At 36.1% G+C, this 23190-nt stretch carries 16 protein-coding genes; 14 read left to right on the top strand and 2 right to left on the bottom strand.

Annotated features, from left to right (window positions below; translation table 11 throughout):
• Positions 1–36: 36 nt before the first annotated feature.
• Positions 37–462: a lipocalin family protein gene (locus QWY91_RS13720; protein ID WP_290236012.1), complete on the top strand. Its 426-nt coding sequence runs from the start codon at positions 37–39 to the stop codon at positions 460–462.
• 63 nt (positions 463–525) lie between these two features.
• Here QWY91_RS13720 and lepA read toward each other — a convergent pair whose 3' ends face one another.
• Positions 526–2322 carry a translation elongation factor 4 gene (gene lepA, locus QWY91_RS13725; RefSeq protein WP_290236014.1) on the bottom strand — a complete coding sequence of 599 codons (1797 nt, stop codon included), beginning with the start codon at positions 2320–2322 and terminating at the stop codon, positions 526–528.
• Between the two features lie 434 nt (positions 2323–2756).
• On the opposite strand from lepA, the gene QWY91_RS13730 reads away from it, so the two are divergent.
• From QWY91_RS13730 to murQ, 3 genes are read left to right on the top strand one after another with little or no spacing between them, the layout of a single operon-like run.
• Positions 2757–4016, top strand: a complete 1260-nt coding sequence (locus tag QWY91_RS13730; RefSeq protein ID WP_290236016.1) for a sugar MFS transporter — start codon at positions 2757–2759, stop codon at positions 4014–4016.
• A 10-nt stretch (positions 4017–4026) separates the two neighbouring features.
• Positions 4027–5544 (top strand): beta-N-acetylhexosaminidase, encoded by a 1518-nt coding sequence (locus QWY91_RS13735; RefSeq protein WP_290236017.1) that lies wholly within the window; start codon positions 4027–4029, stop codon positions 5542–5544.
• Between the two features lie 53 nt (positions 5545–5597).
• The gene (murQ, locus tag QWY91_RS13740) at positions 5598–6422 is read left to right on the top strand and encodes an N-acetylmuramic acid 6-phosphate etherase (protein ID WP_290236019.1); all 825 of its coding nucleotides are present in this window, start codon (positions 5598–5600) and stop codon (positions 6420–6422) included.
• 20 nt (positions 6423–6442) lie between these two features.
• Here the strand turns inward: murQ and QWY91_RS13745 are convergent, their stop codons facing one another.
• Entirely contained in the window at positions 6443–7198 is a 756-nt protein-coding gene (locus tag QWY91_RS13745) for a DeoR/GlpR family DNA-binding transcription regulator (protein ID WP_290236021.1), read from the bottom strand.
• A 245-nt stretch (positions 7199–7443) separates the two neighbouring features.
• On the opposite strand from QWY91_RS13745, the gene QWY91_RS13750 reads away from it, so the two are divergent.
• The 10 genes from QWY91_RS13750 to QWY91_RS13795 all read left to right on the top strand — a co-directional run bounded on the left by QWY91_RS13750 (position 7444) and on the right by QWY91_RS13795 (position 23141).
• Positions 7444–10509 (top strand): SusC/RagA family TonB-linked outer membrane protein, encoded by a 3066-nt coding sequence (locus QWY91_RS13750; protein WP_290236023.1) that lies wholly within the window; start codon positions 7444–7446, stop codon positions 10507–10509.
• A gap of 5 nt (positions 10510–10514) precedes the next feature.
• Positions 10515–12023, top strand: coding sequence for a SusD/RagB family nutrient-binding outer membrane lipoprotein (locus tag QWY91_RS13755; RefSeq protein WP_290236025.1), 1509 nt, complete (start codon positions 10515–10517; stop codon positions 12021–12023).
• 76 nt (positions 12024–12099) lie between these two features.
• Entirely contained in the window at positions 12100–13797 is a 1698-nt protein-coding gene (locus QWY91_RS13760; RefSeq protein ID WP_290236026.1) for a glycoside hydrolase family 10-like protein, read from the top strand.
• 8 nt (positions 13798–13805) lie between these two features.
• Positions 13806–14825, top strand: a complete 1020-nt coding sequence (locus QWY91_RS13765) for a dipeptide epimerase (protein ID WP_290236028.1) — start codon at positions 13806–13808, stop codon at positions 14823–14825.
• A 91-nt stretch (positions 14826–14916) separates the two neighbouring features.
• The gene (locus tag QWY91_RS13770) at positions 14917–16125 is read left to right on the top strand and encodes an SH3 domain-containing C40 family peptidase (RefSeq protein ID WP_290236030.1); all 1209 of its coding nucleotides are present in this window, start codon (positions 14917–14919) and stop codon (positions 16123–16125) included.
• 60 nt (positions 16126–16185) lie between these two features.
• Positions 16186–17016, top strand: a complete 831-nt coding sequence (gene lgt, locus QWY91_RS13775; protein WP_290236032.1) for a prolipoprotein diacylglyceryl transferase — start codon at positions 16186–16188, stop codon at positions 17014–17016.
• A gap of 64 nt (positions 17017–17080) precedes the next feature.
• Positions 17081–17620, top strand: coding sequence for a hypothetical protein (locus tag QWY91_RS13780; RefSeq protein WP_290236034.1), 540 nt, complete (start codon positions 17081–17083; stop codon positions 17618–17620).
• A 238-nt stretch (positions 17621–17858) separates the two neighbouring features.
• Positions 17859–19574, top strand: coding sequence for a gamma-glutamyltransferase (gene ggt / locus QWY91_RS13785; protein ID WP_290236035.1), 1716 nt, complete (start codon positions 17859–17861; stop codon positions 19572–19574).
• A gap of 19 nt (positions 19575–19593) precedes the next feature.
• On the top strand, positions 19594–22452 hold the full coding sequence (locus QWY91_RS13790) for a TonB-dependent receptor (RefSeq protein ID WP_290236037.1): 2859 nt from the start codon (positions 19594–19596) through the stop codon (positions 22450–22452).
• A 110-nt stretch (positions 22453–22562) separates the two neighbouring features.
• Positions 22563–23141, top strand: coding sequence for a Crp/Fnr family transcriptional regulator (locus tag QWY91_RS13795; RefSeq protein ID WP_290236038.1), 579 nt, complete (start codon positions 22563–22565; stop codon positions 23139–23141).
• Positions 23142–23190: the final 49 nt, after the last annotated feature.

Consider the following 23190-nt stretch of genomic DNA (forward strand, 5'->3'; position numbering starts at 1 on the left):
TTTTCTTCTTGCTCGAGCGATGATGAAAAAATAAAAATGACCAATAAAATAAATGGGACTTGGAAAGTTTCAGATATCTATTGCAGAGGAATTATGGATCTAGGCACTGTAAACTACGAGTTTGTAGGGCAATCAATAGGTTTTGATAATTATACATTCAATTTTAGTAAAGGTGGAACATATAAATTATCAGGATCCTATACAGCAGCTATTACTACGATTATTGATGGGCAACAAAACGAATCACAAGAGGAAATTCCTTTTGCCTCTGCATCGGGATTTTATGCAATAGAACGTAATACATTATTTTTGGAAACAGACGATGAAATTCAAGAGATCGACATTGTTGAAATATCTTCAGATCAATTAGTCTTGAACGCTTCTGGGTCTTCCTTTTTGACTAGGGGAATGGGCGATTTGGCAAATGTAGAAGTTATGGATATTACCCTCGAGAAACAATAATAAAAATCCTCCTAGCTTTAAAAACTAGGAGGATTTTTTTATAAATAAGTTTAGCTTATATTTTTAATCGTTCAGTTTTAGAACGGCCATAAAAGCTTCCTGAGGAATTTCAACATTACCTACTTGTCGCATACGTTTTTTACCCTTTTTCTGCTTTTCTAAGAGCTTTCTTTTACGAGAGATATCTCCACCATAACATTTAGCGGTAACATCTTTTCTAAGCGCTTTTACGGTTTCTCTAGAGATAATTTTAGCACCAATCGCTGCCTGAATAGGAATATCAAACTGTTGTCTTGGTATTAATTCTTTCAGTTTCTCGCACATTTTCTTACCAATGTCGTAAGCATTATCCTGGTGTAATAAGGCTGAAAGTGCATCTACTTTATTAGCATTAAGTAGTACATCTACTTTTACTAATTTGGAAGCGCGCATACCGATAGGAGAATAATCGAAAGAAGCGTAACCACGTGAAACAGTTTTTAAACGATCGTAAAAATCGAACACAATTTCTGCCAAAGGCATATCGAAAGTAAGCTCTACACGCTCTGTTGTTAAATAGGTCTGGTTGGTAATCTCACCACGTTTTTCAATACAAAGTGACATTACATTACCTACATAGTCGGCTTTAGTGATTATAGTAGCTTTTATAAAAGGCTCTTCTACCCTATTTAAGCTTGATGGCTCTGGTAGATCTGATGGATTATTTACTAAAATAAGTTCATCAGGATTTTTATTGGTATAAGCAAAATAAGACACGTTAGGTACCGTAGTAATAACCGTCATATTAAACTCTCGCTCTAATCGCTCCTGAATAATTTCTAGGTGAAGCATTCCTAGGAATCCACATCTAAAACCAAAGCCTAGTGCAGCAGAACTTTCTGGTAAGAAAGTTAATGAAGCATCATTAAGCTGAAGTTTTTCCATAGAAGCTCTAAGCTCTTCGTATTCCTCGGTATCTACCGGATAAATTCCTGCAAAAACCATTGGTTTTACATCTTCGAAACCGGCAACAGCTTCTGTAGTCGGATTTTTAGCATCGGTAATAGTATCCCCTACTTTTACTTCTCGAGCATCTTTAATGCCCGTAATTAAATACCCAACATCCCCAGTTTTAATTTCCTGTTTGGGATGTTGTATTAGTTTTAGCGTACCAACCTCGTCTGCCGAATAATCTTTTTGTGTAGCAACAAATTTAATATGCTGGTTCTTTTTAATACTTCCGTTTATTACTCTAAAGAAGGTTTCTACACCACGAAAAGGATTATAAACCGAATCGAAAATCAATGCTCTTAAAGGAGCATCAACTTTACCGCTTGGCGCTGGTATTTTTGTAATGATGGCATGTAGAATTTCTTCGATACCAATACCGGTTTTAGCACTTGCAGGAATTACATCTTCTGGATCACAGCCTAAAAGGTCTACAATATCGTCGGTTACTTCTTCAGGATTTGCACTAGGCAAATCAACTTTATTTAGAACGGGAATAATTTCCAAGTCATTTTCTAAAGCCAGGTACAAGTTAGAAATTGTTTGCGCCTGTATACTTTGCGCTGCATCGACCACCAGTAAAGCACCTTCACACGCAGCAATAGAACGAGAAACTTCGTAAGAAAAATCTACGTGTCCTGGGGTGTCTATAAGATTAAGTGTGTATTGCTCACCTTCGTGAACATAATCCATTTGGATTGCATGACTTTTAATAGTGATACCACGCTCTCGCTCCAAATCCATACTATCCAAAAGCTGTGCTTGCTTTTCTCTTTCTGTTACCGATCCTGTAAAGTCTAAAAGTCTATCTGCCAGTGTACTTTTACCATGATCGATATGGGCGATGATACAAAAGTTACGTATGTGTTTCATGCAATTGCGAACGTTAATTGGTTTATACCTTCTAAAAGGTTTATTAAGGAACTATCCTCAAATTTTTCAATTTAAAAAGCTAATTTTTTAAGTATTAGCAACTTCTCAAAATTCTATCTTATTTTAATTCCGAAGAAAAAATAGTTTTCCGCAGTATAATTATAAAATTTTTGGGCTGCAAATATAGTGTATTTCAAATACCTGATAGAAACTTTAAATAGCTCTTTAAAAATATGATAAATGAGATGATTTATTTAACAATTCTAACTAAAAAATTAGATAATGTTATTGTTAATTATAAAAAAAGTTAATAAAGTGTTTAAGTTTTATAAAAAAGTTTCTTTTTTTTGTAAAGAAGCTTTCCTGTAAAATTCTAAAGATTTGAATTTAAGCTTTTTTAAAATGCTAATTTAAAACACGAGTAAATAAATATTATGAGCAATAACTCGAATACTTCCGGAACAAGCAGATCGATCATCATCATCGGGGTCTTATTTTTCATCTTTGGTTTTGTAACCTGGTTAAACTCAGTGTTGATTCCTTATTTGAAAACAGCGAACGATCTCAATAACTTTCAATCGTTCTTTGTGGCTTTTGCCTCTTATATTTCTTATTTCGTGATGGCTATTCCTTCAGCTAAAGTTTTAGAAAAAACAGGATTTAAAAAAGGAATGAGTTTAGGTTTAGTGGTGATGGCAGTTGGCGCATTAATTTTTATTCCGGCAGCAGCATCTAGAACATACGCATTATTTCTTACAGGATTGTTTGTACAGGGAACAGGATTGGCATTATTACAATCGGCGGCAAATCCATATATCACGGTTTTAGGACCTATAGAAAGTGCAGCAAAGCGTATTAGTATTATGGGAATTTGTAATAAGGTTGCTGGCTCGCTTGCGCCATTAACTTTAGGTGCGATCCTTCTTAAAAACATGGATCAGGTAGAAGCACGATTAAGCCAACTAACTGGTGCTGCTCGTGAGGCCGAATTGGATCTTCTTTCTTCTAGGGTAGAAATGCCTTATATTGTAATGGCAATTGTTTTAGTTGGTCTGGCAGTGCTAATTTATTTTTCCTCTTTACCAGAAATTGAAACCGATAAAGAAGACGAAACTTTAGCCGCAGCAAATAAAGATAAAACGAGTGTTTTACAATTTCCTAATTTGCTTTTAGGTGCTCTTGCTATGTTTTTATATGTTGGTGTGGAGGTTATTGCTGGTGATACGGTAATTACTTATGCTAAGGATGGACAGGGAATCGCAACTGAAGTGGCTAAGAACTTTACCTCGTATACGCTGGTAGCAATGATTGTTGGATATTTGATTGGTACAGTAACTATTCCTAAATTTATAAGTCAAGCGAAAGCCCTTCAAATTTCAGCAATTTTAGGAATCGTTCTAGGCCTTGCCGCAATTTTTAGTGACGGTTTTGTATCGGTAGTTTGTATATCTATGCTTGGTTTAGCAAATGCGGTGGTTTTTCCTGCAATCTGGCCTTTGGCTTTAGATGGTTTAGGAAGATTTACCAAAATAGCATCTTCATTTTTAATTATGGCGATTGCTGGTGGAGCTATTGTACCTTTGGCCTATGGATCTTTGGCAGATAGTATTGGTCTTCAGCAAGCATATTGGGTAGTGATCCCTTGTTACTTATATATTCTTTTCTTTGCGGTAAAAGGACATAAAATAAGATAAAATTTAATCTATGAAGCTTTTTTTCTTTTCGGTTGTAGTTGTTTTTTCAATAACCTTCAATCTTAATGCTCAGGATAAACCGGCAATTATCCCAAAGCCTAATAAAATTGAATGGACCGATGGGGAGTTTCAGTTTTCTTCGACAATAAATTACTATTCGAATCCTGAAGCTGATAAAAATTTAACTCGATTAGAAGATTTACTGAAAACTACTGGCAGTGAACTGCAAAAAACTTCAGAAGAAGAGGCTCATGTTTCTCTAAAAATTGATAAAAATCTTGCCTCGAAATTAAGCACAGAAGGGTATCAACTTAAAATAACTTCAGAAAAAATAGAAATTATAGCGGCAGAGAATAGCGGACTTTTCTACGGAATTATAACACTACGACAGCTATTTCCAGCTGAAGTAGAAAGCGGTAAAATAACTTCAGCTTTTCATATTCCTGCGGTAGAAATTTCAGATAAACCTCACTATCAATGGCGCGGAACAATGATCGATATGGCACGCAGCTTTTTTGGCTTAGATTACTTAAAAAAGCATATCGATCGTATGGCCTTATACAAATTAAATCGCCTTCACTTACATTTAAGTGACGACCAGGGTTGGAGAATAGAGATTAAAAAATGGCCAAAATTAACCGAAATAGGAGGGCAGTCGGCAGTTAAAAACGGCCAATCAGGTTTCTTAACACAGCAGCAGTTTAAAGAATTACAGCATTATGCTAAAGAAAGAAATGTAATGATTATTCCTGAAGTGGATTTACCCGGTCATACCTATGCAGCCTTGCAGGGTTATCCTGAATTAAGTTGTGAGAATTTCTCAAATCTCGATCCAAAACGTGCCACACCACCAGAAGCTTATGACGGCGTAGAAGTAGGCTGGAGTAAGTTTTGTATGGAAAAACCAATAGTTTACGAATTTGTAGCAGATGTTATTGCTGAACTTGCTGAAATCACCGACGGTCCTTATTTACATATTGGAGGAGACGAAATTGAAGACGAACACTACAAAGAATTTGTGATCAAAGCTGAAAAACTTGTTCGTTTAAACGGGAAATCGGCCATTGGTTGGGAAGAAGTAACTCAGGCAAAAGTAGATGTGTCTTTTATTAGTCAGCGTTGGACAGGCACTACAGAAAGTGTTGTTGACACTCGGGTAATCGAGTCGATTTGCAAAAACTTTTATCTAGATCACGGTAATGTTCCCGATCAACCAAATACCTACAGCTGGTGCAAAAAAGATGGCGTTTCTTTAAAAAATGTCTATGATTTTATTTCTGAAAACCGAAAAGCAATTGGTGTAGAAGGAGCGATGTGGAGTGAACTTGTACATAACGATAAGAGTGCAGATGATCGTCTTTGGCCAAGAAGTATTGCTGTGGCTGAAGTAGGCTGGACAGCTCCTGAAAAAAAGAATTATACTGAATTTGTCGATCGTTTGGGATGGCACGGAAAAAGGCTGTCTGAATTAGAGGTTGATTTCTATAATACGCCAGAGGTAGATTGGAATATTACAAAAAAAGAATAATGATTTTCTACATTTGAAAATTAATCAGAACTTGCAAGACGTAATTTTATAAAATGGAAATCAATAAACCCGATACCGAAAAGCAGTCGAAATATAATGATCTTGAAAAGATGAATACAGCAGAATTGCTGGCAAACATTAATAAAGAAGATCAAACGATTGCTGAAAATGTACAAAAGCAATTACCGGAAATAGAATCCTTGGTAAATGTGATTGTTGAAAATATGCAAAAAGGAGGTCGGTTATTTTATATTGGCGCAGGAACTAGCGGGAGATTAGGTGTTTTAGATGCATCAGAATGTCCGCCAACATTTGGGGTGACTGCAGATATGGTTATTGGTTTGATAGCAGGTGGAGATACAGCACTAAGAAATGCTGTTGAAAATGCCGAAGATGATAAAAATAAAGCCTGGGAAGATCTTCAGGAATTTGATATTTCGGATAATGATACTTTGGTAGGTATTGCAGCTTCAGGAACTACCCCTTATGTAATTGGCGGAATAAAAGAAGCCAGAAAACGAGGAATTTCAACCGGATGTGTAACCTGTAGTAGCGGAAGTCCCTTAGCCGAGGTTTCAGAATTTCCTATTGAAGTAGTTACAGGTCCCGAATTTGTAACCGGGAGCACCAGAATGAAAGCAGGAACTGCCCAAAAATTAGTTTTGAATATGATTTCTACCAGTACCATGATAAAATTAGGCAAGGTAAAGGGAAACCGAATGGTAGATATGCAGCTTTCTAACAAAAAGCTTGTGGGACGCGGTACGCAAATGATCATGGAAGAACTAAAAGTTGCCCAATCTGAAGCTAAAGAGTTATTACTAAAACACGGTAGTGTAAGAAACGTTCTTATTAATTATAAAAAAGAGCTCAAATAATATCGAATGTTGATTTTAGTTTAGAGTAATTTTAAACCTGCTTTTTGATATTTTTGAAGTGATTTTTCAGTAGGATCTAATTCGGTTACCAACGTATCTACTTGGGTAAGATCACATATTTTATATCTATTTACCGTATTCAGCTTCTTAGAAATGCTTAAGGATACGATCTTTTTAGACGAATTCACCATAGCTTTCTTCATTTGAGCAATTTCCCAGTCGATTTCAGTAATTCCTTTATCAAGATCCATATAGCCGGTTCCCAAAAAACAGATATCTGCAGTAATTTCAGCTAAAGTATTTATAGAACTACCACCGGTGGCGAGCTGAGACCCTTTCGATAATTTTCCGCCAATTAAGTGAACTTCGGTAAAATTAGACGAATTATTCAGTAATTCTACTGCCATGGGGAGGCTTGGCGTAAAGAATGTAAGATTCATTTTTCTTGGTAATAATTTAGCCAGTTCCAAATTAGTAGACCCACCCGTTATAAGTACAACATCACCAGGGTTCAAAAGAGAAATCCCTTTTTTAGCAATAATTGTCTTATTCTCATACTCATAAATTTCTCTGTTTTGATCTGAATGAATATTGAACCCATTAGAAACCGCACCTCCATGAACTTTTTTTAAGAATTTTCCTGTATCTAGCTCAATTAAATCTCTTCTGACGGTATCCATAGATACATTTAATATGCTGGTCAAATCACTTAATAGCACTCTGTTATGTAAATGAACCTCGTTTAGAATAATATCGTGTCGCTCTGTCTTTTTCATAATTTCTCAGCAATGATGCTTAGCCAGTTAATGCCTTTATAATTTGATTTCATATTTGTTAAAAAAGTAATAAAAATGAAAATATGTATAAATTCTAATTATTACTAGTAATGCGATTAAAAACTGCAAAAATATAGTCTTATTTTCTTAATTAACGCATTTAATTATAATAATTGCCATTTTTTATTGCATTTAATGTTATTATATGATAAGTTTGTTTATAACCAATTGTTAACTAATTTCTTATGAAAGAACAACTACGTAGACCTTTCTTCATTTTGCTCTTGCTTTTTTCGATAAGCAGCTGGGCCCAGGAGAAAGAGGTTTCAGGAACTGTAGTAGATGAAAATCAAATTCCTTTGCCGGGCGTAAATGTGCGGTTGAAAAATTTGAATGTCGGTACAGTAACAGATTTTGACGGTAACTTCAGTTTATCCATTCCGGATAACAATGATGCGATTTTGGTATTTTCTTCTATAGGTTTTATCACCCAAGAAATAGGGGTTGAGGATAAAGACAACTTTGCTATTTCAATGGAAGTAGATACCGAAAGTTTAGATGAAGTGGTAGTAACTTCCTTTGGTATTGAAAGGGAAAAAAAGGCTTTAGGTTATGCGGTACAAGAAATTTCTTCAGAAGAAGTTCTTGAAGGAAATCAGCAAAATGTAGTAAGCGGTCTTCAGGGAAAAGTCTCTGGGGTTACCATTGGTAATTCTGGTGGAGCACCGGGTTCATCTTCGGTAATCTTAATTCGGGGAGGAACGTCTATAACCGGGGACAATCAACCTTTGTTTGTGGTAGATGGTATCCCTATAGATAATTCAACAGGTTCTAGTTTAACAGTAGCAAGTATTAACCGTGCTGCCGATTTGAATCCAGAGGATATAGAAAGCATATCTGTACTTAAAGGACCAGCAGCAGCAGCACTATACGGTATTCAGGCCGCGGAAGGAGCTGTACTTATTACGACTAAAAAAGGAAAGGCAGGAAGCAGTACGATTTCTTATTCTGGATCATTTTCTGTGGATGAGGTTTTGGGAACTCCAGATGCGCAACAACAATATGGGCAGGGAACACAAATCTTGAGTACAGATGGATTTAGTTATGAAACTGAATCACCATTCAGTTGGGGACCTGCGGTTTCTTCGGGAACTCAAACTTACGATCATATAGATGATTTTTATCAAACTGCTATTACTCAAAATCATAATGTGAGTTATTCTGGCGGTACCGAAAAAGGAACGATGTATTTATCGATAGGAGATCTATCCCAAGATGGAGTTATTGATGGAACCAGTTACGATAAAACTTCATTTAAGATAAATACCTCTTCACAAGTAAGTGATAAACTAACGGTAGGCGCTTCTGCGAATTATATTGTTAGCGAGATAGGAAGTACCAGACAGGGAAATGCAAGCGGAAGTAGTTATAGTAGTTTGCTTTCTTATCCCGTAAATATTGATATTCAGGATTATTATAATGAAGATGGATCACAACGAATGTTCTATAATGACCAACGTTTTGATAATCCTTATTGGAGCGTAGAAAATAGTCCAAATGATAATAAAGTAAATCGGCTTTTGGGTATTATAAATGTGAGCTATGATTTTTTAAACGACTTCAATATTTCTTATAAAGTGGGTACAGATTACTTTAGAGAATTTAGTAAGCAAGTTATAGGTACGGGCTCACTGATCGAAAATAGGGGAGAAGGCTATATTAGTCAGTTTGAAAGAGAGAATAGAAGAACAACCTCAAACCTAATTATAAGTTATGACAAGGACATCACAGAAGATTTCTCTATCGATGCTTTAGTAGGGAATATGGTTGAAGATCTAAAAGTCCATACGGTTTATACTTATGGTGACGGTTTCCAGGCTCCAGGTATTTATAGTATTGGGAATGTATCTCAAGAAAACCAATCTATTACAGAAATTGTTAGAAGAAGAAGAGCAGTTGGTGTTTTTGGAGAAGTTAAGTTTGGTTGGAAAGATGCTTTATTTTTAAACTTTACAGGAAGAAATGACTGGAGTTCCACACTACCAAAAGAAGATCGTTCATTCTTTTATCCTTCTATAGGAACCTCTGCCGTACTTACAGATTTATTGAGTCAGGGTGGTAATGATATTACTTCAGATAATGGTTTATCATTTTTGAAATTGCGAGCTACATGGGCGCAGGTAGGTAAAGATGCACCAATTGGTGCATTAGAAAGTTTTTTAGGTACTAATATTAATTCACTTGCAAGTTCGGCTTATACTTATAATGGTGTTGATATTGGTAATCCTGAATTAGAGCCAGAGTTTACAAACAGTTATGAAATTGGTTTTGATTCTAGATTCTTTCAGAATAGAGTGGGCCTAGATATGAGTTTCTATTATAGTAAATCTGAAAATCAAATTCTGGAAGATATAAGAGTACCACCATCTGCAGGAACTTTCTATGCAACACTTAATGGGGGTTCTATAGAAAATAAAGGAGTAGAAGCCTTACTTACAGCTCGAATTTTCCCAAGAGAAAATGATTTTCAATGGGATATGACGTATAACCTGGGCGTAAATCAAAGTGATGTTATAGCACTACCTGGACAATTAGATGAGGTTTACCTTTCAGACTCATGGACTTTTGGAAATACAGCAGCAGGTGCAGCAATTTTAGGAGGATCACTTTTTGGTTTGCGAGGTTACAAAGCGGTAAGAAATGATGCTGGAGAGTTGATTATAGGAGCAGATGGCTTACCAGAGTTAGAAACTGTTATTTTTGATGATGTTAATCGATTGCCAGATTGGACTTTGGGAATTACGAATACTTTTTCTTACAAAAACTTCAATTTTACTTTTCTACTAGATATAGTTCAGGGTCAGGAAGCTTATAATGCTACCAAATCTGCATTTTCATATTATGGTTTAGCTGAAGAAACTTTAGGGAGATCTACCGGTGGTACACGGGTTGTAGAAGGTGTAACAGCAGATGGAAGTCCAAATACAGTTGAGGTAAGTGATCAACAATATTTTCAGCAATATTGGTCACAAAACGCTGAAAACTTTATAGAAGATGCCTCTTACGCAAGATTAAGATATGTAACACTTTCTTACGATCTGCCAACAGATTTTCTGGAGAAACTAAAAATTGTTTCAGCACAACTTTCGGTAACAGGAAGAAATTTATTTACAATTACCGATTATTCAGGAGTAGATCCAGAAGTTAATACTTATGGTGCAGGTATTCAGGGAGCTGGTTCTATGGGTATAGATAACCTTGGAACACCAAATACCAGAGGATTTGATGTAGGATTACGATTTAAATTTTAGAAAATATGAAGAAGATATATAACTATATAATACTGGTTTCATTGGTGAGCTTTTCAATGTCATGTAGTGACGACTATTTTGATGTCAATAGCTCAGAAACACAACCAACAAATACTGGTTTGGCTCCGCAGTATAGAATTGAAGGAGCGATAGAGAACACTGTAGCTACTGCTCAGTATCGCGGAGTAAGAGAAGTGCTAGGCGTAGTTCAGTATGGTTCGCAAAATACAGCAGCATACTATTCAGAATCGTGGAATACTTTTCTTACAACAGGGAGTTATTTTTTGTGGCAAAATGTATACGTATATGCATTACCAAATACGGCCGATTTAATTTTTCTTGGTGAAGAATACAATTCACCACATTATACAGCGGTAGGTAAAATTTTAAGAGCTTATCTTTTTGGGATGGCGACCGATCAATACGGTGCTATTGTTACAGATGATAGTTATGATCCTGGACAGACCATACAATTGGAGCCAGAATTTGTATCTCAAGAAGAAGTATACGAAGAAATATTCCTTTTACTAGATGAAGCATTACAAGAGCTGGATATGGAAAGTGAGCTTGGTTTAGATGATGAAGATGGTGATATTTTATACCACGGAGACCTCGAGCAATGGAAGCGTTTTGCAAATTCAATTAAAGCAAGATATTTAAATCATTTAACTAAGAAATCTTCAGGCGAGCATGCTTATGATCCTCAAGCTGTAATTAGCGCAGCCGAAAATGGATTTAATTCTAATGAAGATAATGCGCTAATTCAATATGGTGGTGGAGAAGCGAGTAATGACAATCAGCCTTTTAGTGAAAGCGGTTATGGTTCTACAAGATTCGATTATTTTTCAGAGTTTTTTGTACAGCTTTTACAAGATCCATTAAATATTAGTGATGATTTTGAAGATCCACGATTATCGATTATAGTACCAGAAGCCGTTAATGGAGGGTATCAGGGAGTACCATCAGGAGCTGGAGTAGATAATGAGGATGTAGAAGGAGATAACTACTCTGTTGGCAACGGTGGCTTTTATACTTCACCTGATTCTCCAACTTATATGATGACTTATAGTGAAGTAAAATTTATTGAAGCAGAAGCAAGATTTAGAAGTGGAGATGTTGCCGGAGCTTATACAGCTTATAAAACCGGTGTAGAAGCAGATTTACAAAAACTAAATGTACCTGCGGAAGAAATTTCTGATTATCTGGCTAAAATTGATTCTGAAATTGGACAAACCGACTTTGATTTATCTCAAATTTTCGTTCAGAAGTATATTGCAAATATGCTGAATCCAGAAACCTGGGTAGATTTTAGAAGAGTAGATTACAGTGATGATATCTATCCTGGATTAGAACGTCCAGAAAATGTGAATGTAAGCATCTTTCCAAACGAAAACGACTGGATTAGAGCAATGATGTATGAGTATAATGAAGAAGATCGTAATTATGAAAATATGCCAAATAACGATCCATCAATTCGATTAACTACGCCGGTTTGGTGGGATACCGAAGAATAATTTCAGGTTAGTTTGATAAAGCTTGTTCAGGATTAACTAATTTTGAGCGAGCTTTATTATTTTATAATTCAGCTTAGTGAATTTAACCGATATTATGCGCATGCAATCTTTAATGAAAAGATCTTCCCTACTTAAAAAAAGTTTAGCTGCTTTTAGTTTGTTTTTAATTTTCTCCTGTAAAACACAGCAAACAGCAAACAATTCTGATGGAGACGAAACTCCAGAAGTCGTAGAACCCGAAATTCCTTCGGAACAAAAAGTAGAGGAATTAGATACTACAAAACCGGCTGAAGTAACTCCGGAAGAATTACCGGATACCGTTGCGATAGAAAAAGAGGTTTTAAAGAATGAGCCACCAATCGATGTGGCCGAATTTAGAGCAGCCTGGATTGCAACTGTTGCTAACATCAACTGGCCATCTCGATCAGGGTTACCAACTGCGCAGCAACAACAAGAAGCGATAAAATTGCTCGATTTTTTAGCGAATCACAATTATAATGCGGTAATTTTTCAGGTGCGTCCACAAGCCGATGCTTTATATGAAAGCGAATTAGAGCCTTGGTCATATTTTTTAACTGGGCAGCAGGGTAAAGCTCCAGACCCGTATTACGATCCGTTAAACTTTTGGATCAAAGAAGCGCATCAACGTGGTATGGAATTGCATGTTTGGTTAAACCCATATCGAGCGTATCACACCACTGGTGGCGAAATTGGAGCAGCTTCCGTAGTAAAAACCAATCCAGAAATGGTGGTGAAATTACAAAACGGAATGTACTGGATGGATCCTTCTCGCGAAGACGTTCAGGATCGTACAGCAGCGGTAGTTCAGGATTTGGTACAACGATACGATGTTGACGGAATTCATTTTGATGATTATTTTTATCCGTATGATTCTTACAATGGTGGCAAAGATTTTCCGGACGATCAAAGTTGGAACGCGTATAAAAATAGTGGCGGAAAGTTAAGTAGGGGAGATTGGCGACGTAAAAATGTCGACGATTTTATTGAGCGTGTAGCCAAAATGATTAAAAATGAAAAACGTTTTGTGAAATTCGGGATTAGTCCTTTTGGGATCTGGCGTCCCGGTTATCCACAATCTATCGCCGGTTACGATCAATACGAAAAGTTGTATGCCGATGCTAAAAAATGGCTAAACGAAGGCTGGGTAGATTATCTTACACCGCAATTGTATTGGAAAACCGCGCAAACCGCGCAAAGTTTCCCGGTATTGCTAAATTGGTGGCAAGAGGAGAATACTCAAAATCGACATATTTGGCCGGGAATTAATGCCGGATTAATTAAAGAAGAAGGTTATGAAAATGAGTTATTCAATCAGTTAATGATTACTCGCGGAATGCTTTCTAAAGATGCCGGAGCGGTGTTGTGGGATTTAAAAACATTGATGAATGATAAAGAAGCTGAAAAAGCTTTAGCTGAAAACTATTTCAGGAAACCGGCCTTGGTACCAGCAAGTCCTTGGATGGATGATAAAGCTCCAAAATCACCTGAAGTTTCAACTAATCTTGATGCAAATACATTACGAATTTCATGGACGCATCCAAACCCAAATGAGGTGTTTAAATGGGTGTTATATTTTCAGTACGAAGGCAGTAAGTGGGATTTTAAAATCCTGAATGCAGATCAATTTTCAGCATTAAAAACAACGCTTTCTTATTTGGTCGGAGAAAAGAAAGTGAAATTATCGAAAATCGGAATCACAGCGGTAGATCGTACCGGGAATCAAAGTGATTTTAAAGAAATTATTTTAGAATAAATCATAAAATGAAGATTGAATATCACCAATATCAACTGCAGTTAAAAGACACATTCAGGATTAGCCATGCTTCTCGTGATGTGCAGCCAAGTTTGGTGGTTTCTGTCTCGCACGATGGTTTTACAGGTTTTGGGGAAGCTGCAGCCACTTCGTATTACGGAGTGACGGTAGAAGGGATGATTAAATCTTTAAAAAAAGTAGAGCAAATTGTCGAAAATCATATCGAAGAACCTCCGGAAGTAATTTGGGAAAAGCTTTATCCTGAATTAAAGAACGAAACTTTTGCGCTTTGTGCGTTAGACATGGCGCTACACGATCTCTTCGGAAAAAGACAGCAACAACCGCTATACAAACTTTGGAATTTGAATCCTGCTGAAGTCCCGCAAACCAGTTATACGATTGGAATTGCTTCAACTGAAGAAATGATTCGTAAGATTAAAGATTTTCCGTGGCCATTATACAAGATCAAGTTGGGAACCGATCATGATCTTGAGATAATAAAAGAGCTTCGAAAATATACAAAATCGATTTTTAGGATCGATGCTAACGCGGCGTGGACTGCCGATCAGGCAATTGAAAATAGTCATATTTTAAAGGAATTAAATGTAGAGTTTTTAGAACAGCCGTTGCCGGTAGATGATTATGAAGGACAAAAGAAGCTTTACGAAAATTCAGCTTTACCGATAATTGCCGACGAAAGCTGTATCGTAGAAACCGATGTTGAAAAATGTGCCGATTATTTTCATGGCGTAAATATTAAACTCACCAAATGTGGCGGAATTACACCGGCATTACGAATGATTGAAAAAGCAAAATCACTTGGTTTAAAAACAATGGTAGGTTGCATGACCGAGTCGACCGTAGGAATTTCAGCAATTGCGCAACTAGCACCGATGCTCGATTTTGTTGATATGGATGGTGCTTTATTATTGAAAAATGATACTGCAACCGGAGTAAAAATTACTTCAGAAAAAGTCATTTATCCCACAGAAAACGGAACCGGAGTAAAATTGTTTAAATTTGAGTAATTCATCCTGTTTCGATAGCTATCGGAATAGATTCAGAATCTCATCCAATATGGCTTGAGAGATAGTAAAGAATCGATTAATAATATCTAAAATGAAGATAAAAAAATATAGTTTTTGGACCTTGGTTTTAACAACAGTTTTAGTGAGCTGTAACGAGAAACCAGAGAATTCTTCCGAAGAAAAAAATCAGGCACAAGTAGTCATTGATAGCTTAGAGAATGTGTATGCACCAGATGGTAGAGTGGCGTTGTTTGATATTGAAGCTGAAAAAAATGCGGATTCTTTTAAGATTGAAGGCGAAACCAATATGCCTGAAGCGACTGAAGATCTAGAAAAAGTATTGAAGCAAAAAAACATAAAATTTGCATCGAATATAAAAACCCTGCCAGACGCGGAAGGTCTGGAAAACAAAACTAGGGGAGTGATTAAAATTTCGGTAGCGAATCTTCGTGAAAAACCCGCTCATGCTTCGCAATTGGTAACTCAGGCAACATTAGGAATGCCGGTAAAAGTGTATAAAAAGGAGGGAAGCTGGTATCACATCCAAACACCGGAAGGTTACTTAGCTTGGGTAGATTACGGTGGTGTTCAGAATATGACTTCAGAGGAGTTTTCTGAATGGAAGTCTACGGAAAAGCTTATCTATTTAAATCCCTACGGAAAATCCTTAAAATTGGCTAAAAATGACGCTGAAGTGGTTTCAGATCTTGTTGCCGGAGATATTTTAGAATTAACTTCAGAAGAAGGCAATTTCTACGGTATTTCGTATCCTGACGGAAGAACAGCTTTTGTTCCTAAAGCAGATGCTAAGCCTTACAAAAGCTGGTTAGAAAATCTAGATGTTGATGGGGAAACCTTAGTTGCAACAGGCGAGAAATTAATGGGACTTCCTTATTTATGGGGAGGAACTTCGCCAAAAGGAGTAGATTGTAGTGGTTTTACTAAAACCGTCTATTTTTTAAACGGAATGGTGATTCCGCGTGATGCTTCGCAACAAATTCATACGGGAGTTTTGGTCGATTCTACCAAAAATTTTGATAATCTGGTAGCCGGTGATTTACTATTCTTCGGAAAACCAAAAACTGATTCTACTAAAGAGCGCGTAATTCATGTGGGAATGTGGATTGGAGATGACAAATTTATTCACGCTATGGGAGATGTTCATATTAGCACAATGGATACTGTTGCTGAAGATTTTGATGAATATAACTATAACCGTTATCTACGAACCAAAAGAATTTTAAACGAAAAAGACAAAGGATTACAGTATTTAAAAGAACAGGATATTTTTACGGAGTAGATCTTTATTTTGTTATTCCCTAAATAAAATCTTAGTAACTTTTAGAAACAAAATAAATCTGTGAAAGACGGCATAATATACTGGGATATAGATCCCGTAATCTTTTGGATTACCGATTCTTTTCCGTTGAAATATTATGGATTGTTCTTTATGACGGGCCTTTTTCTTGGGTATTTTATTGTAAAAGCTATTTACAAAAAAGAGAATATACCGGTTCAGGATCTAGATAGTTTATTAACCTATATTATTCTAGGAATACTTATAGGAGCTCGTTTAGGGCATTGTTTATTTTATCAACCCGACTATTTCTTGAGTAGGCCACTAGAGATGTTTTTACCCATTCAAAAAATCGGGACCTCATATCAATTTATAGGGTATCAAGGATTAGCAAGTCATGGTGGAGGAATAGGTGTTTTAATTGCGATTTTTCTTTATTGTAAAAAATATAAGGTTAATATTTTATGGTTATTGGACAGAGTTGCAATCGGAACTTCGGTAACAGGGGCTTTTATACGATTCGGGAATTTTATGAATTCTGAAATTTATGGGAAGCCTACAGATGGAAACTGGGGAGTTGTTTTTATGCGAGACGATTTAATACCTCGACATCCAACGCAACTTTACGAGGCATTTTCATATCTATTAATTTCAGTGATTTTGTATAGCATCTATAATTCAAAACGCACTGAAGTCAAAAATGGGCAATTATTCGGCTTATTTTTAATTTTGCTGTTTTTAGCTCGTTTTATTATTGAATTCTTTAAAGAAAATCAAGTCGCTTTTGAAGATAGCCTTACTTTAAATATGGGGCAAATTTTAAGCTTACCGTTTATTGTCGCTGGGATTTTATTGATATTTTGGAAAAGAAATAATTTGATGAATACTAAATAGTATAATTGAAAAGAACTATTATTGTTTAAATAGTTTTATTTAGGATTAATTTACTTTTATAAATATGAAGATGTTTAGATTTATGAAATTCAATATCTTAGCAATTATTGCACTTTTATTTTTTGCTTGTTCATCTGATGATGATAGTGATGATGAGGATTGTATGAAAACCATAACCTTATCGCAGTATTATTTTTACAATAATCAGTCGTATAGTTACGATATTACTCAGGAAGTGCCGTGCGATACCCCAGAACCCACAGAAGCAGAAGAGATTGAGCCACCGGTATTAGAAAGTTTTAATTATGAAGTTTTAGTTTTAGAAACTACTACTGATACTGGAAATAATACCGTACGGTTATATTTCGAAATTAAATTGTATAATCCTAATGACTATAGTATTACCGGAATTCCATTTATAACTTTAGAGTATGCTGATGGAACGAAAGTAACCAGTACTTTCTCTAATAGTATTTCAAACTCTTGTAACAGTATCGGCGCAAATTCTAGCTGTGTTTTAATTTTTGATGAGGAGGATTCGTTAGATAAGGAAATACCCGAATCGATAGAAATAGTTGATGTTCAATTTTTGCTTACTGATTAGTCAATTAAGTAATACGTTGAGTATTATTTTATAAAGGGAACGAGCAACTGAACTTGATTTAGTTGATCTTTTCCTTTATAGGTTTCCTGCCAATTTGAATTCTCGGCTATCTTCAACATAATAATTCCTACTTAATAGATAGGTTTTATAATTTTATAGAGGAAATCTTGTGACTGAATTTCTTTTTTCAGTTTTTAATTTGGTTCTTTGCTTCTTCTTTAAACACAATAGATAGGAAATGCTAAAAATCATTCGTTATAATACCCTAGTAATTCTATCGGTTTTATTTTTATTTTCTTGTAAGACCGAGAAGCATCAATTTAAAAATTCAGCTAGTAAAGCTGAAATAGCTGACAAGGCGATGATCGTTTCAGCAAGAAGCGAGGCATCTCGTATTGGTGCCGAAATTATGAAAAAAGGTGGGAACGCATTTGATGCTATGGTCGCTACTGAAATGGCATTGGCGGTAAGTTATCCATTTGCTGGTAATTTAGGCGGCGGTGGTTTTATGGTGTATCGTACGGCAGATGGAGAAGTAGGAACTTTAGATTATCGAGAAAAAGCACCGCTGGCGTCTTCAAAAAATATGTATCTGGATGAAAATGGAGAGGTAATTTCAGAAAAAAGTACCATGGGAGCCTTAGCATCCGGAGTGCCGGGAACTATTGCAGGGATTTTTAAAGTGCATAAAAAGTTTGGCAGCCTACCAATTCAGGAATTACTAAAACCAGTTATTGCGTTAGCTGAAAAAGGAATTGTTGTTACCCAAAAACAGCAAGATCGCTTACAAAAATATCGCGATGTATTAATGCAAGTAAATGAGGATACGATTCTTTTTACCAAAAGCTACAAGGCGGGAGATACCTTAAAAAATAAAGCGTTAGCCAATACTTTGCGTCGCATAGCTACCAATGGAAGAAGTGAGTTTTATGGAGGCGAAACCGGAAAAATACTTCTTAATTTTCTACAAGAGCGAGGAGGGATCATAACTGAGCAAGATTTACTTAAATATGACGCAAAATGGCGCGATCCAGTTCAAGTTCAATACAAAGATTATCAAATAATTTCTATGCCGCCTCCTTCTAGCGGCGGAATTGTATTAGCGCAGATTTTAAAGATGATCGAACCTTATCCGCTTAATGAATATGCTCATAATTCAGCAAAATATATTCAGGTTTTAACGGAAGCTGAGCGTCGTGCATACGCCGATCGTAGCTTTTATTTGGGTGATTCCGATTTTTATGAGGTACCTCAGGACAGTCTATTAGATTCAAATTATTTGGAAGCAAAAATGGCTAATTTCAGTTTTGAACAGGCGACTTCTTCTTCAGCAATAAACCATGGAGAGCTATCGAATTTTTATGAGAGTAACGAAACCACTCATTATTCTATAGTAGACGCAGAGGGTAATGCAGTTTCTGTAACCACCACTTTAAACGGTGCGTACGGGTCAAAATTATATATTCCTGAACTAGGTTTTTTTATGAATAATGAAATGAATGATTTTAGTTTAAAACCTGGAGTACCCAATATGTTCGGTTTAATAGGAGCCGAGGCTAATGCTATTGCACCTGAAAAACGAATGCTAAGCTCAATGACGCCAACTATTATCGAAAAAGATAATAAACTATGGATGGTAGTAGGTTCTCCCGGCGGTTCGACCATTATAACTTCAGTATTACAAACATTTTTAAACGTTGCTGAATTCGATTTAAACATGCAGGAAGCAGTTTCAGCAAAACGATTTCATCACCAGTGGTTACCCGACGAAATTATGATGGAACCAGCAGGATTTGAAGAAAAAGCATTAGAAGAACTTCAGCAAAAAGGATATAAAATAAATCAAAGTGAATCCAGGATTATCGGTAAAGTAGATGCCATTAGAGTATTACCTAACGGAAAGCTTGAAGGAGGTGCAGATCCACGAGGAGATGATACCGCAGTAGGTTTTTAATATTTAAAATAATAAAGCAATGAAACAGATTTTTACTTATTTAATAATGTTGGCGGGATTGGTCTCGCAAGCCCAACAGCAAGAAATTATCGGGACGGTTGTAGATGAAAATTCCCAACCGCTGCCCGGAGTAAGTATCCAGCTTAAAGGTACCCAAAGAGGAACAGTAACCGATTTTGATGGAAATTTTCTAATCGATGCAAATTTGGGGGAAACACTGATTTTTACATTTGTAGGTTTTGATAAAAAAGAAGTAGAAATAACGAAAACCGATTTACAAATTCAATTGGTAAGTGGTAGTAATTTAGAAGAAGTGGTTTTAATAGGTTCCAGAAACCGAAGTAGAACGGTTACTGAATCTGCCGTTCCCGTAGATGTTTTAGATGTTGAAGAGCTTCAGGTTTCAGTGCCCCAGGTAAATGTAAACCAGATTCTTAATTATGTAGCCCCTTCATTTACTTCTACAACTCAGTCTTTATCAGATGGTACCGATCATATCGATCCGGCTTCATTACGTGGTTTAGGGCCCGATCAGGTATTGGTATTAATCAACGGGAAACGTCGTCATACTTCTTCTTTAATTAATGTAAACGGAACTTTTGGTAGAGGTAGTGTAGGTACCGATCTAAATGCAATTCCTGCTGTAGCAATTAAGCGAATTGAAGTATTACGAGATGGAGCTGCAGCCCAATATGGATCGGATGCAATTGCCGGAGTAATAAATGTAGTTTTAAAGGATGAGGTAAATACCCTTAATTTTAATGTAACAACCGGTGCTAATGTATCCCGAAATGCCAATGAACAAACAGGCGGTATGGACGGCGAAAGTATTAATGTAGCGGCTAGTTATGGCATTCCATTAGGCGACAACGGCGGTTTTATAAATTTCTCAGGAGATTTTGATTATAGAGATTCTTACAATCGAATGAAAGCTTGGGAAGGCGGTGTTTTTAATGCTTATAATGCCGTAGAATGGCAAGCTTATCAAGACAATACAGATATTAGCAATTTGTCTAATCAACAAATTCAGAATTACGCACAACGGGTAGATTATTTTTCTAACGATTTTAAAAGCGAAATAGCTCAGGCGACAGATCGTAGTACATTACAAAGTCTTTTAGGTAGCGATGTTACTGAAAATGAGTTGGCTGCACGTGGTTTAAATCGATCTGATTTTAATATGCGAGTGGGCCAATCGGAATTACGAGGCGGTCGTTTCTTTGCCAATTTTGCTTTGCCATTAGATGATAATGGAACCGAGTTATATGCGTTTAGCGGACTTAGTTCACGTAAAGGAAATGCAGCAGGATTTTACCGATTACCGAATCAAAGTCGAACGTACACTCCGTATTACATTAACGGATTTTTACCAGAAATCAATTCTAAAATTACCGATAAATCTATAGCTGCTGGAATACGTGGAAATGTGGGAGATTGGGATGTAGATTTTAGTAATACATGGGGAGAAAATGAATTTATGTATATAATTTCAAATACGTCTAATGCTTCTTTAGAAGGAACGAGCCCTACCAGTTTTGATGCCGGTGGATTTTCATTCGCACAAAACACAACAAACCTTGATGTTTCTCAGTTTTTCGATGGTTTGTTTGAAGGCTTTAATGTAGCCTTTGGTGCCGAGTATCGATTAGAAAATTACGGTATAAATGCGGGAGAAGAGCAATCTTATGCGCAGTATACAGAAGACGGAAGAGTAATAACTAATGCCACCCAACAACCTACTACCGATTTCTTCGGAAATGCAAGAGCAGGAGGAGCACAGGTTTTCCCAGGTTTTACGCCAGATAATGCTATTTCCAGACAACGAAACAGTGTAGCTGCGTATGCCGATTTTGAAGCAGATGTAACCGAAGAGTTTCTGTTAACTTTTGCCGGAAGATTTGAGAACTATTCTGATTTTGGATCGACCTTAAATTTTAAAGTAGCTTCAAGATATAAACTTACTGATAACGTAAATTTAAGAGCTGCGGTAAACACAGGCTTTAGAGCGCCGTCTTTACACCAAATCTATTATAACTCTACCTCTACGGTTTTTAATGATGCAGGAAACCCGGTACATGTGGGAACGTTTTCTAATGATAGCAGGGCAGCGAATTTATTGGGAATCCCAAATTTAAAGGAAGAAACCTCTAAAAGTGCCAGCTTAGGAGTAACTGCTAAAATTCCAGATGCGAATTTAACTATTACTGCCGACGCTTATTTTGTAGCAATTGATGACAGGGTAGTGTACACAGGACGTTTTAGTGATGACGATTCAGATTCTGAAATAAGTCAGATTCTTAGAAGCGCAAATGCCGAATCTGCCGCTTTTTTTGCTAATGCAATTGATACCGAATCTAAAGGATTGGACGTGGTTATCACACAAAATACATTTTTTAATAACGGCTGGAAACTGAAAAATGATCTTGCAGGAAGTTTTACTCAGACCAAAAGAGTTGGTGAAATCCACGCTTCTCCTTTATTAGAAGACAAATTAGATACCTATTTTTCTGAAGATAACAGGATTTATTTGGAAGAAGCCGTGCCAAGAACGAAGATTAATCTTACTAATGTGTTAACTGTAAACGATTTTAATTTCTTCCTTCGTAATGTGTATTTTGGTGAGGTAACCCAACCTTCAAATACGCTAGCGAATCAAGAAATTTATTCAGGGAAAGTAGTAACCGATCTTTCGGTAGGTTATAATTTTTCAGAATCGGTTAATGTAACAATAGGAGCTAATAATTTGTTTGATTTATATCCCGATAAAAATAGAGTAGAAGATAACCGAAGTAGCGGAAGATTCGATTGGCCTAGAAATGCCCAATTTGGTATCGGCGGACGTTATTTGTTTGCCAGATTACATCTTAATTTAGATTAATCAACCCTATTATCTTTTTTACGAAAACAAGAACCTCACAGTTTTTTAAAACTGTGAGGTTTTTAGTTTTTATTTTTGCTTAGCCATTTTAACGCATTTATTCTTAAAAAATGACACAGCGGTTTATAAAAGCAGTACAAGAATATAATATCTTATCTCAAGAAGCCATTGCAGCCTTTTTGGGAATTGTGACACCTCAAATTATACAAAAAGGAGCTATTTTTTTGCGACAGGGACAAACACCAAAATCTTATGCCTATATCGATCGTGGTTTGTTTTCTTATTTCCACACTTTTGAAAATGGCGATATTGTAATTAAAAAATTTTTCTCTGAAAACTCTTTTATTGCTTCTACCTCGGCACTTCTTCAGGAAAAACCAAGTCTTTTTACAATTAAAGCTTTAGAAGAAACCCATGTTTTAGTGTATCAAAATAGCGATTTTAGAGTATTACTACAGAAGTTTCCAGAAATCGCCTTTTTTTATATTAATTATTTAGAGAAAAATTGGGTAGTAGCTAAAGAACCTCTAGAGATTAATTTAAAATATGAAAGTGCTACAATAAGATACGTGCAATTTCAGCAGGAATATAAAAATATCGAAAATCGACTAAAAAAACATCAAATTGCTTCTTATCTGGGGATTACCCCTACACAATTAAGCCGAATTAGAAAGTCTCTTAAAAATTAATTGGTTTTCTCAACATATGTAGATGTTTTCGATAAAGAAACGCTATAAT

Source organism: Zunongwangia endophytica (genome assembly GCF_030409505.1).
Classification (GTDB): domain Bacteria; phylum Bacteroidota; class Bacteroidia; order Flavobacteriales; family Flavobacteriaceae; genus Zunongwangia; species Zunongwangia endophytica.